This window comes from Bacillus sp. Cr_A10 (assembly GCF_029222665.1).
Taxonomy (GTDB): domain Bacteria; phylum Bacillota; class Bacilli; order Bacillales_A; family Planococcaceae; genus Psychrobacillus.
Genome location: NZ_JARHXR010000007.1, coordinates 75881 through 89336, shown reverse-complemented (window position 1 = coordinate 89336; position 13456 = coordinate 75881). Strand labels below are relative to the sequence as shown.

The following is a 13456-nucleotide window of genomic DNA, read 5'->3' as shown; positions in this document are numbered from 1 at the left end:
GTAAGAATACAAAATTCCTCAAAATGGTGCGATAAAATAGAACGTACATACAACAAAAATAGGTGTTTAATTGGTCGTGTAAGAAAATAATTAATTTTGTTAAAATAAATGAGTGAATAAGGAGGATATATATGTCATTTATATTTGAGAAAGAAGAAACTATTGCATTGTTAAAGCAATTAGTCGAAATACCAAGTCCATCCGGTTATACAAAAGAGATAATGGATTTTATGGAGAAAATATTAGCGGATTTACAAGTTACTTACCAACGAACAAATAAAGGTGCTTTAATTGCTACTATAACTGGAGAAGATGACTACAAGCATCGTTTGCTTACTGCGCACACCGATACACTTGGAGCTATGGTGAAAGAAGTTAAGTCGAGTGGAAGATTAAAACTTGCAATGGTAGGTGGCTTCAATTGGAATGCTGTAGAAGGTGAGTATTGTACAATTCATACTGCGGATGGTAAAAGAATACGTGGAACGATTCTTATGCACCAAACTACTGTTCATGTATATAAGAATGCTAGTGGATTACCACGAGATGAAAATAATATAGAAGTTCGTATAGATGAAAAAGTGACAAATGCGAAAGAAACACGTAAGTTAGGTATTGAAGTTGGTGATTTTGTTTCTTTTGATCCTCGTTTTGAAGAAACAGAATCCGGGTTTATAAAATCACGCCATTTAGATGATAAAGCGAGCACAGCGTTGTTACTTCAATTGATTAAATACATTCAAGAAAATAAAGTGACACTCCCTAACACTACTCACTTTTATATCTCAAATAATGAGGAAATTGGTTATGGAGGAAACTCGAATATACCAGAACAAGTTACTGAATATATTGCAGTTGACATGGGAGCAATAGGTGATGGGCAAGCTTCAGATGAATATACTGTTTCTATTTGTGCGAAAGACTCTTCTGGTCCATACCATTATGAGTTAACGAGACAACTAGTAGATCTAGCTAAACATGAAAATATTGATTATAAATTAGATATTTATCCACACTATGGCTCTGATGCTTCTGCTGCCATCCGAGCTGGATTTGACGTAAAGCATGCATTATTCGGACCAGGTATTGAGGCATCACATGCCTATGAGCGTACGCATGTGGAATCATTAGAACAAACTGCTAAACTTTTATTTGCATATGTAAACTCAAAACTATTGTAAGAATTATTTAGAGATAAATTAAATACCTGTTTCTTAAAATGATTAGAATCAGCAACTAATTCTGCGATAAAATATGCAGAAAAACCGTTGACTGGTTCTTTTTTACTTGTATTTTCACGCTCAAATCCATATGATAAAAAAGTAAATAAGAAGGAGATACAAAATATATGGACTTACAATTAAAAGATGAAATATTAAAACGAAGAACCTTTGCGATTATTTCCCATCCGGATGCTGGTAAAACGACTATTACCGAAAAGCTTTTATATTTCGGTGGAGCTATACGTGACGCGGGAACTGTAAAAGGGAAGAAATCTGGAAAATTTGCAACATCTGACTGGATGGAAATCGAAAAACAACGTGGTATTTCAGTTACATCTTCTGTCATGCAATTTGACTTTAATAATTGTCGTATTAATATTCTCGATACACCAGGACATCAGGATTTCAGTGAAGATACGTATCGAACGCTAATGGCTGTTGACAGTGCGGTTATGATTGTCGATGCAGCAAAAGGGATTGAAGCACAAACTTTAAAACTATTTAAAGTTTGTCGAATGAGAGGAATTCCGATTTTCACTTTTATAAATAAGCTTGACCGACAAGGGAAAGAGCCTCTAGAGCTTATGGAAGAATTAGAGGAAGTTTTAGGAATCCAATCTTACGCAATGAACTGGCCGATAGGCATGGGAAAAGAATTTTTAGGAATTTACGATCGATATAACAAACGCATTGAACAATTCCGGGTGGAAGATGACCAACGATACCTTCCATTAGATGACGATGGGGAGCTTGCTGTTGATCATTCGATGAAACAAACTTCTTATTATACACAGGCCATGGAAGACATCATGTTGTTAGATGAAGCAGGAAATGACTTCGACAAAGAAAAAGTCCTTTCAGGAGATTTAACTCCTGTATTCTTCGGTAGTGCATTAACCAATTTTGGTGTACAAACATTTTTAGAGACTTACTTACAATTTGCCCCTACTCCACAGCCGCGTAAAACGGATAACGGGGAAGAGGTTAATCCTATTAACGAAGATTTCTCTGGTTTCATCTTTAAAATTCAAGCTAATATGAATCCTGCTCACCGAGATCGTATCGCATTCGTCCGAATCGTATCTGGAAAGTTTGAGAGAGGTATGAATGTAACACTAGCTCGTACTGGTAAAAACTTCAAAGTGACGCAGTCCACACAATTTTTAGCTGATGACCGAGAAACTGTTGAAACAGCAGTAGCTGGTGATATTATTGGACTTTACGATGTAGGAAACTATCAAATAGGTGATACAGTAGTCGGAGGGAAAAAAGGATTTAATTATGAAAAACTTCCTCAATTTACCCCGGAACTATTTGTAAAAGTAACAGCTAAAAACGTGTTGAAATCCAAGCATTTTCATAAAGGAATCCTCCAACTTGTACAAGAGGGAGCAATTCAATACTATAAAACGCTTCATACAGAAGAAGTCATTTTAGGAGCAGTTGGACAGCTCCAATTTGAAGTGTTTGAGCACCGTATGAGAAATGAATACAATGTGGAAGTTCGGATGGAACCAATTGGATCTAAAGTAGCACGTTGGATTGAAAATGAAGAAGATGTAAAAGAATCCATGACAGGTCCTAGAAGTATGCTTGTGAGAGATCGCTATGACAACTATGTTTTCTTATTTGAAAACGAGTTCGCTACTAGATGGTTCCAAGATAAATACGAACATATTAAATTGTATAATCTTCTTTAATATCGTAGAGGGAGGCACTTTTTAACTAAAGTGACCTCTTTTTTTGATGGATATGAAAGAATCTATTCTCTACTATTCTCTAAAAGTTATATCTCGAATAATCGCAGGAAAGCGACGGAAGTCACGAATAATCCTTCAAGAAAATATACCACGGTAACTTGTATAATCACGATATAATTTCATTGAAAAGCAATATATATATTCTAAATCGCACAACCCTCCCTCCATATTCCAAAACTAGACAACAAACGCATTTTCCGTAAAGATTTTGTTTATTATAAATTTGAACTCTGCCTTTGTAGGGCATATGATAGTATTAGCAAAATAGAAGGTGGTCCCTAAAAAATGAAAATAAGTGATTTCTCCATAAAAAGACCAGTATTTACCACAGTTATCATGTTTCTTATTATTATACTTGGAGGAGTTTCATTCTTTAAAATTCCAGTAACTTTAATTCCCGACTTAAATCCTCCAGTTGCTGTAGTAGTAACAAGTTATCCAGGGGCAAGCTCGGTAGAAGTAAATGAAAAGATTACGAAACCATTAGAGGACTCGTTAAGTACTTTACCCGGAATCAAGTCAGTAAAGAGCACATCTCAAGAAGGCGCAAATTTCATTTTATTAGAGTTTGAATGGTCTACGGATATGGATGATATTGAATTAGATATTTTGCAACGTATTGATTTAACTACCATGCCGGAAGGCGCATTAAAACCACAGTTTTTAAAGTTTGACCCTGCACAATTTCCGATCATTCAGTTGTCACTAAGTGGGACAAATGCTGACGGCGATATTCGCTTAATCGCAGAAAAATTAGAAAAAGAATTGATCAGTACTGATGGAGTAGCTAATGTTAATATATCTGGCTCACTCGTGGAAGAAGTACAAATATTATTAAATCCAATTGCATTAGAAGAAAAAGGACTAACACAAAACGATATTGTTCAACTTATACAAGCAAATAATATTTCTTTTCCTGGAAATCCAGTGGAAACAAATGATAAAAAAACACTTACAACTAGAATAGTTAGTACATTAACGAGTATAGACGATATCAAAAATTTAGTGATTACAGTTAATCCACTTGATGGGAAAAAAGTAACTATTGCAGATGTTGCTACTGTAGAGTTGACCGAACAGGATTTAAACACTGAAACAAGAGCGAATAATGAACCAGCAGTTTTACTATCTGTTTTCCAAGAATCAAGTGCAAATACGGCTAATGTATCCAAAGCTTTTCAGCAAGCATTAGAGGAGCAGCTATCGAAAAAAGAATTTAACGGAGTTAAAGCAAATCTATTATTCGACCAAGGAGATTACATACAGGTTGCAATCGATAATATTGGCACCACTCTTATAAGTGGCGGTATTCTCGCAATGTTAATATTATTTGTCTTTTTAAAAGGTATAAGAAGCCCAATTATTGTCGGTGTTGCAATTCCTTATTCTGTCATAGTGACATTTGTTTTAATGTATTTTGCAGGCTTCTCCTTAAACATTATGACGCTAGGTGCGTTAGCGCTTGGTATTGGTATGCTCGTCGATAATTCCATTGTAGTAATAGAGAATATTGAAAGGCATTTAGGGTTAGGTAAAGATCCTAAGGAAGCCACTTATGTTGGAACAAAAGAAGTCATAGGAGCAATTACTGCTTCCACACTAACAACTGTCGCCGTGTTTGTGCCTGTTGTCTTTCTTTCTGGATTAATAGGTCAAATTTTTACAGAGTTTGCTCTCACTATATCCTTTAGTTTATTTGCTTCCTTAGTAGTTGCGATAACAGTTATTCCCATGATGGCAAGTAGAATGCTGAAGAAGCCAAAGGGAAATCTGGAGGCAAAAAGAAGACGGTCGAAAGCATACAACAACTTTGAGCGTTCTGTAGGATGGGCATTGTCTCATCGAGCGATTATCCTTTCCATTACGGTAATCTTGTTAGTAATATCAACTGTTGGTTTATTCCGTACGGGAACAGAATTTTTACCTGCAACAGATGAAGGGTTTGTTACGATCGCCGTTAGGTTAGAAAATGGTTCTTCAATAGCTGCAACAGACGAAGTAGTAAAAAAAATTGAGGAACAATTACAAAAGGAAAAAGATGTAGAAGTATATGTAAGCTTTGTAGGCGGCAATCAAGAGGGACAGTCAAGAGGGACTTCCCGATCTAATTTGGCGGAAATATCCGTTAAGCTAATACCATTAGATCAAAGAGAGCGTTCCATTTTTACTTTTGTAGATGAAGTTCAACCTAAGGTGATAGAAGCAGTTGGAGAAAATGTAGAAGTAAACTTTAATCTACAAACGGCTGCTGGATCAGCACCAAACTCACTATCTTTTACAATAACTTCAGCAAATAAAGAACAGTTAAATAATGCGGTAAATAAAGTGACAAAAGAAATAGAAAAGATAAATGGAATAACAAAAATAAGAAATGATTTAACGGAGACAATTGATGAAGTCCAAATGACGGTGAAGAGAGATGCAGCTACTGAATATGGCCTTGCTCCAGCTCAAATAGCCCAAACCGTCAATAATATAACAAGAGGAGTTATAGCAACACAGATTATTTCAGAGCAAGAAGAAGTGTATGGTGTATATGTTAATTATGATGAAGATTATCGAAATAGCGTAGACCAACTAAAGCAATTAAAATTTAGAACACCATCTGGTCTATATATTTCCTTACAGGATGTAGCACATATAGAGGTTGCAGAGGGACCTTTAACAATCCGAAGAGTGAATCAAGCGGGGGCAGTTGCATTTACTGTTAAATATGATTCTAATATTTCATTAGGGGAAATGTCTGATTCAGTAGATGCTGCAATTGAAAGAGCACAATTGCCAAACAATGTTTCTATTTCATTTGGTGGAGATCGGGAATTATTAGATAATGCAACAAACGATATGATCTTGGCGGTTTTATTGGCAGTTGTTTTAGTATTCATTGTAATGGCTGCCCAGTTTGAATCATACAAGTATCCATTTGTTATTATGTTTACAGTACCCCTAATTGTCATTGGAATATTCTTTGGATTATTTACAACAAATACACCAATAAGTATTTCAGCAGTAATAGGGATTCTTATCTTAGTAGGAATTGTAGTTAATAACGGAATTGTATTGGTAGAATATATTAATCAGCGAAAAGCAGAGGGGATGGCATCATACGAAGCTATAACAACCTCGGTACGAGATCGTGTAAGACCTATTCTCATGACTGCGTTAACGACCATCTTAGGGTTAGTACCACTTGCGCTAGGTATTGGGGAAGGAACAGAAATCAATCAACCAATGGGCATTACAGTAATTGGAGGATTAATTAGTTCTACTTTTTTAACTTTATATGTTGTTCCGGTAATTTATAGTTTGTTTGATAAAGAAACAAGAAAACGTGCGACAACTCAAGATTAGGCCAAATTAAAGTACTACTTATGCATAGTCTCGGAAGGATACATCTCTAACTATAGACATTCGCGCTGGCCGCACGTCCGCATGAGCCGCTGTATGCTCAAGCGCATTTGTGCTCCTGCGCAAAGCTCGTCGCAAAGTAAACTTCGCTGTCTCATACTGCACGTCATGCGGCTGACAAGGGCGAATGCCAGTGTATTCTGCTTGATAAGGAATAAAGTACTCAAATGAAGTGTTAATCAATAATCTTGAAAACAGGATGTAGGCTTAACTTTCATTAAATTGTTTTTAGTTCATCCGATGATTCCAGGATGTGCGCCTTACACGCCGCAGAAGCGCGAAGAATGAGACCCCGTAAAGGATGAGGGAGGCGGCAAAGGAGCGACTCATCCTGCAGAGGCTCATGCGTAGCGTGTGGCGAGCGCACATCCGTGTTCGTGTCTTCTCTAAGAAACGAAGGGTCTTCTCGATGGCTCATTTTTTAATATTTATACAAGGGGTGGGTCTAAATGTCGAACGCACTAATAACCGGTTTTCCTGGTTTTTTAGCTAAAAATATTATAAAAGAGCTTCGCCTTCAAAAAGCTTTTTCATCTATTTACGTACTCGTTCTTCCAGTTCAAGTAGATAAAGCGAAAGAAATGATAGCAGAAATCTATAAAGATGAAATACCAAATCAACAGATCATTATTGTGGAAGGAGATATTACAGAACCTAATGCCGGATTGAAAAATGAAACATTAAACATGCTACGAGAAAAAGTAGAGTATATCTGGCATTTAGCAGCAATTTATGATTTAGCAGTTCCAAAAGATATCGCTTGGAAAGTGAATGTTCATGGAACAGACATGTTTAATAAAGTAGTTGTGCAATTTCCTAATCTAAAGAGATATATATACTTTAGTACAGCCTATGTTGCAGGTAAAAGAGAAGGGAAACTATTAGAAACAGAGCTTATTAGACCAGATGGTTTTAAAAATTATTATGAAGAAACAAAATATGAGGCGGAATTGCTAGTAGAACAACTAAAAGAGTCCGTTCCTGTCACTATAATCAGACCTGGAATTGTAAGGGGCAATTCTGTGACGGGGGAAACAATTAAATTTGATGGGCCATATTTCTTTATTAATATGATTACTAATCTAAAATGGTTGCCCGTGTTACCTTACTTAGGAAAGTCACATTCTTTTATTAATGTTGTACCTAGTGATTATATAACAAAAGCTTCCATATATAGCTGTTTTAGTGAGGATGCCCTTTCAAAAACGTTGCATTTGACTGATCCAAAACCATATCCAGTTGAAGAAGTGTATCGTGCATTTGTAAAAGAAATAACAGGGAAATATCCAAAAGGGAGAATACCATTATTTCTTGCAAAAGCATCTGTTTCTTTATATCTAGTTAGAAAGCTATTACAAGTAGAAAAGGAAACATTAGATTATTTAACATGGGATGCTTCCTTTGATACTACTGTAGCTGATAGTATATTAAAAAAAGGAAACATTACATGCCCAGATTTTATCGAATCTATCCCATCTATGATTGGATTTTATAACGGACATAAAGACGACAAATTGTATCACATTCAAATAAAGTAGATTTACCTTTACAAATTAATTTGTAATCGTTATAATGAATAACATAAATGGATATACTTTTGACATATGTCAAAGGGGAGTAGCTATAGGGAAACCTATTTCATAATCGTCATTACATGGCGTAAGCCATCGGTTATGATAGTAATTTTTAAAATTGCTTAGCAAGACCTTTGCCTTTTAATAGGCATGGGTCTTTTTATTTGCAAAAAAGGAGGATATTTATGGAAACAGTTTTTTTAGAGTATGCATGGGTCTTGCTAGTTTTAGTAGGTCTAGAAGGTTTACTTGCAGCTGATAATGCAGTCGTGATGGCTGTAATGGTAAAACACTTACCAAAAGAACAACAGAAAAAAGCGTTATTTTACGGGTTATTAGGTGCTTTTGTCTTTAGATTTTTAGCATTATTCATGATTACATTCTTAGTGAATATTTGGCAAGTTCAAGCAATAGGAGCAGCTTACTTACTATTCATTTCGATAAAACATATTTATGATCAACGCAAAAAACCAGGTCCACATATCGATGTAGAAGGAATGGAACCAAAAAAAGGTTCTGGATTTTGGATGACAGTATTAAAAGTTGAGCTTGCAGATATTGCTTTTGCAATAGACTCTATGCTTGCAGCAGTAGCAATTGCAGTTACTTTACCGTACGTAGGCGACTTTGATATAGGTGGTATAAATGCTGGTCAATTCTCCGTTATGTTCGCAGGTGGTGTCATTGGTCTAATCATTATGCGATTTGCAGCGCACAAATTTGTTCAATTACTTGAAAAGTACCCTTCACTTGAAACAGCAGCATTTTTAATTGTTGGTTGGGTAGGGGTAAAATTAGCAGTATTGACAATGTCTCATGACAAAGTTGGAATTCTACCTCATGATTTCCCACACTCTGCACCATGGGAAATTACTTTCTGGACAGTCTTGCTGGGTATAGCTCTATTAGGATATATATTCGGAGTAGTTAAAAACAAAAAAGAAGATGCGTAGTAATAAATTGTAAAAGTATGAAAAGATAGTGGTTAGTGCTATCTTTTTATGCTTTTTTTTCTTACAATGAGAAAACAGGCATGTGCTTATTGAAAGGAAACTATTTATGAGAACATTTCAAGTTAAACAAAAGTTTAAATTTACTCCAGCTCAAGTAATCGTAACGTATTATTTTATTGCTATTGCTGTATCAGTAATTCTTCTAAATTTACCAGGTGTTCATAGGCCAGGGGTTCATGTGGATTTTATTGATAGTTTATTTACCGCAGTAAGTGCAGTTAGTGTCACTGGTTTAACAGCGATTAATATTCTTGAAACATATAGTGTATTTGGATACTTTATGTTATTACTGATTCTCCAATTAGGTGGAATTGGAATTATGTCGTTAGGGACATTTATTTGGTTAGTTTCGGGAAAAAAAATTGGGCTTCGCGAAAGACAGTTAATAATGGTTGATCATAATCAGCCTAAATTATCAGGTGTAGTGAACTTAATAAAAGAAATTGTTAAAATTTTATTGTTAATTCAACTTATAGGAGCAGTTATATTAACTTTATATTTCACACAATATTATGATACATTCAAGGAAGCGATGGTACATGGGATCTTTACGTCTGTTTCGGCCACAACCAATGCAGGGTTCGATATAACAGGTGAATCTTTAATACCGTATCATCATGATTACTTTGTTCAAATAATTACTAGCATGTTAATTGTTTTTGGAGCAATTGGGTTCCCAGTTTTAATTGAAGTAAAAGAATTTCTTTCAAACAAAAATAAAAATTTTCGTTTTTCATTATTTACAAAGCTGACAACAATCACATATGCAATTCTTCTGATGTTTGGTACACTAATGATTCTTTTACTTGAAATGTTTAATTCAATGAAAGGAATGGCTTGGCATGAAAAGTTTTTTACAGCTTTCTTCCATTCTGTTTCATCTCGTTCAGCAGGTTTAACAACAGTAGATATTACATTATTCCAAGAAGGTACAAATTTTTTAATTAGTGTTTTGATGTTCATTGGTGCATCCCCAAGCTCAGTAGGTGGCGGGATACGTACGACAACTTTTGCCATTGCACTATTATTTTTAATCAATTTTTCAAGAGGTAAAGACAATATTCAAATTTTTCATCGTGAAATTCATTTAATTGATATTTTTCGAGCATATGCAGTAATAATTTTAGCTCTAGGTATGGTGTTTGCCGCAACTATTCTACTTTCTATAACTGAACCGGATATTCCAATTACATCTTTACTATTTGAAATAACCTCTGCTTTCGGTACTTGTGGAATGTCGCTTGGTATTACTGGAGATCTATCAATTATTGGGAAGGTAACAATTATGATATTAATGTTTATTGGACGAGTTGGTCTGATCTCATTTTTATATACATTAGGTGGAAAGAGTAATAAAAGTAAATATCATTACCCGAAAGAGCGAGTGATTATCGGATAATAGAAAAGCCAATTAATCCGTTAAAGGATTAATTGGCTTTGTTGTTTTTGTTCGATAAAAAAGAAATGTGGGGTTGGACCTTTTCCAAAAGTAGTAAGTAAGTATCCTTCTCTTTCTTTTATTATTCCCTGCAAATATGAGTCAACACAAATAGAGATTGGTGTTATAAAAGTTTGTTTATATAATTCACGTTCGTTCATCTGAAGTGATGCAAATTCATCCCCTGCAATAGATGGATTTAACAGAAGTTGTTTATATAGATAGGATTGTTCTTCTTTAGCAATGTCGTTTGACCACCAAGGTTTGCGTGGTTGGAATTTTTGTTTAGATAAATAATCTAGTTTCATAACACTTTGAACAACTGGTAACGATAAGTTTTCAATTCCCATTAAAAAGGTATTCAATCTAATGAATAAATCCTCTAATTGATGACCAATTTTCGACCAATTTCTTTCCTCCCAAAAGGTACCAAATTGTTGGAAGAAATCAAATGGAGTATCAAAAATTTGATCGAACAAGTATTCAAGTGTTCGATCCATCCTATGCGCATTCCAATATTTCTCTAAAACATCTTCCACTTGTTTTATGCGAAGGATATCGTCAAAAGTTAACACATTATTAGAAAAGATTTCATACGGCGCTTGATCTACATAAACATAACCGTATTTTTTTGCTTCCACACGTAATCCAGTCCCACGTAGCAACTTTAAAAATCCTAACTGTAATTCCTCTGGGCGCATTTCAAATACTTCATTGAAAGTATTTCTAAAGGAATCATAATCTTCTTCTGGCAGACCGGCAATTAGATCCAAATGCTGATCAATTTTGCCTCCACTCTTAACCATTGTAACTGTACGTTTTAACTTCTCAAAGTTTTGTCTACGTTTGACAAGTTCGTTCGTTAAATCATTTGTTGATTGGACGCCAATTTCAAATCGGAAAAGCCCTGCTGGTGCATTATCATTTAAAAATTGAATTACTTCTGGCCTCATAATATCAGCAGTTATTTCAAACTGAAAGACTACTCCAGGTAAATGTTCATCTATTAAAAATTGGAACATTTCCATTGCGTAGCTTCTACTTATATTAAAAGTTCGATCCACAAACTTTATTGTTTTCGCTCCATTTGCCATTAAAAAGCGAATATCTTCCTTCACTTTATCTCTATTGAAGTATCTAACACCTACCTCAATTGAAGATAAACAAAATTGACAGGAGAAAGGACAACCACGACTTGTTTCAATATAAACTATTCGCTTAGACAGAGTGGGTAAATCTTCTTCAAAGCGAAATGGTGAAGGAGATTCTCTTAAATCTAATTTTTTTGGTAGCGGATTTAGAATAAATTTGTCGTCTTGTACATATGCTACACCAGGTATGTTTTCAAGAGACTGTTTACCGTGTAGGAAATTTAACAGTTCCTTAAAAGAAATTTCTCCTTCACCAACGACAATATAATCTATTTCTTTTACTTGTCGTAACCAAATATTTGTGTCGTAAGAAACTTCCGGACCACCTAAAACAATAGTAATTTTTGGATCCACAGTCTTGAGAATTTTAATAACTTTTAACGTTTCTTCGATATTCCAAATATAGCAGCTAAAACCTACAATATCGGGTTTTTTCTGATATAAATCCGCGACAATGTTAAATGTGGGGTCTTTAATGGTGTATTCAGTGATAAGGGGGGAATATTCTGGTTCTGCATAGGATTTTAAGCAGCGAAGTGCCAAATTAGTATGAATGTATTTTGCATTTAGTGTTGTTAAGATTATATTCATTGTTAATAACTCCTTTTTACTTATTTCTATTGTAACAACAATGATTGTTGTTGTCGACAATATAGGTAAAAGGAATCATTTCATTATAAAAAAATTTGTGGAATAATCAGAATTAACAAATATTTTAAATGCTTCTTTTTTACATACTGTAAATACCCCTTTTTGGGATGATTTTTTAATCGTTAGGAGAGGATGGGTGACGTTTGTGGTAGTTGAAGCTAAATATAAGCAAAGATTTGAACATGTTTTTCAGCTTTATTCTGGAGGGCTTATTTTCATTAATCAAGAAGGAATAATTCTAGAAGTAAATTCAAAAGTAGAGAATATTCTACAAACCGATAGAAATGAGTTAAGTGGGATGAATGCATTTCATATTTTGAAAATGCTAAAAGCTAACCTTGAAAATAAAAAAGAGTTTATACAAGAACTTCACCATAAAGGGCAGGCGGAGTTTTTTTGTGAAATACAAACCTTCAGGGGTGAATTAAAATATATAAGAATTAGAGTTTCAAAACAAAAGGATGCAGACCTTTACTTAACGGAAGTTCATGATGAATCCGAAAAAATGAGAATGAAAAAGAGATTAGACCACACAGAATCTCTTAGCACTCTGGGGCAATTGGCAGCAAGTATTGCACATGAAATACGCAATCCAATGACGTCATTAAAAGGATTTACCCAATTATTGTATTCTACTGCAAATGATGATGGAAAAAGGTATTTATCCGTTATTAATGATGAAATTAATAGAATGGAAGAGATTTTAACGGAATTCTTAGAAGTTTCTAAGCCTACTACTCCTATATTTACAAACTTTGAGATAAAGAATCTAATTCTTGAAGTAGTTAATTTTATGGCTCCTCAAGCATTGATGCAAAACATAAATGCTACTATCAATTTTGAGATTGACCATACTCGAAAAATATTAGGTGATCGAAATTTATTAAAGCAAGTATTTATAAATACGATAAAAAATGCAATAGAGGCAATGTCAAATGGAGGAAATATATATATAAATATTTCGGACATGGGTGATAAACCCTATGTGTGTGTTTCCATTGAAGATCAAGGACATGGTATAGAAGAAAAAGTTCTAGAAAAGATTTTTGATCCTTTTTATACAACTAAAACTTATGGGACAGGTTTAGGGTTGGCACATATTAACAAAGTAATTGGTGAACATGGAGGAAATATTGAAGTAAGTAGTACAGTAGGAAAAGGAACTACTTTTACATTTCTGCTTCCTCTTCATAATGAGAACAAACATATTTTGACAATCTAATCACCTGACCTATATA

At 34.5% G+C, this 13456-nt stretch carries 8 protein-coding genes and 1 riboswitch; of the genes, 7 read left to right on the top strand and 1 reads right to left on the bottom strand.

Annotated features, from left to right (window positions below; translation table 11 throughout):
• Positions 1-131 precede the first annotated feature (131 nt).
• The 6 genes from P2Q73_RS04545 (at position 132) to P2Q73_RS04520 (ending at position 10377) form a co-directional block, all read left to right on the top strand.
• Positions 132-1181, top strand: a complete 1050-nt coding sequence (locus P2Q73_RS04545) for a M42 family metallopeptidase (RefSeq protein ID WP_275784418.1) — start codon at positions 132-134, stop codon at positions 1179-1181.
• Between the two features lie 167 nt (positions 1182-1348).
• Complete coding sequence (locus P2Q73_RS04540; RefSeq protein WP_275784416.1) at positions 1349-2923, top strand: peptide chain release factor 3; 1575 nt, start codon at positions 1349-1351, stop codon at positions 2921-2923.
• 345 nt (positions 2924-3268) lie between these two features.
• Complete coding sequence (locus P2Q73_RS04535; RefSeq protein ID WP_275784413.1) at positions 3269-6334, top strand: efflux RND transporter permease subunit; 3066 nt, start codon at positions 3269-3271, stop codon at positions 6332-6334.
• Positions 6335-6840: 506 nt separating this feature from the next.
• Complete coding sequence (locus tag P2Q73_RS04530) at positions 6841-7929, top strand: SDR family oxidoreductase (RefSeq protein WP_275784410.1); 1089 nt, start codon at positions 6841-6843, stop codon at positions 7927-7929.
• A gap of 62 nt (positions 7930-7991) precedes the next feature.
• A riboswitch (yybP-ykoY riboswitch) is annotated at positions 7992-8150 on the top strand.
• Positions 8151-8918, top strand: coding sequence for a TerC family protein (locus tag P2Q73_RS04525; RefSeq protein WP_275784407.1), 768 nt, complete (start codon positions 8151-8153; stop codon positions 8916-8918). It begins immediately after the preceding riboswitch.
• Positions 8919-9024: 106 nt separating this feature from the next.
• On the top strand, positions 9025-10377 hold the full coding sequence (locus tag P2Q73_RS04520; RefSeq protein ID WP_053590199.1) for a TrkH family potassium uptake protein: 1353 nt from the start codon (positions 9025-9027) through the stop codon (positions 10375-10377).
• Positions 10378-10397: 20 nt separating this feature from the next.
• On the opposite strand, the gene P2Q73_RS04515 is transcribed toward P2Q73_RS04520, so the two are convergent.
• A complete protein-coding gene (locus tag P2Q73_RS04515) occupies positions 10398-12158 on the bottom strand; it encodes a B12-binding domain-containing radical SAM protein (protein WP_056827502.1) in 1761 nt (586 codons plus the stop codon).
• A 196-nt stretch (positions 12159-12354) separates the two neighbouring features.
• Here P2Q73_RS04515 and P2Q73_RS04510 point away from each other — a divergent pair, with 196 nt between their 5' ends.
• The gene (locus P2Q73_RS04510; RefSeq protein WP_275784401.1) at positions 12355-13440 is read left to right on the top strand and encodes an ATP-binding protein; all 1086 of its coding nucleotides are present in this window, start codon (positions 12355-12357) and stop codon (positions 13438-13440) included.
• Positions 13441-13456: the final 16 nt, after the last annotated feature.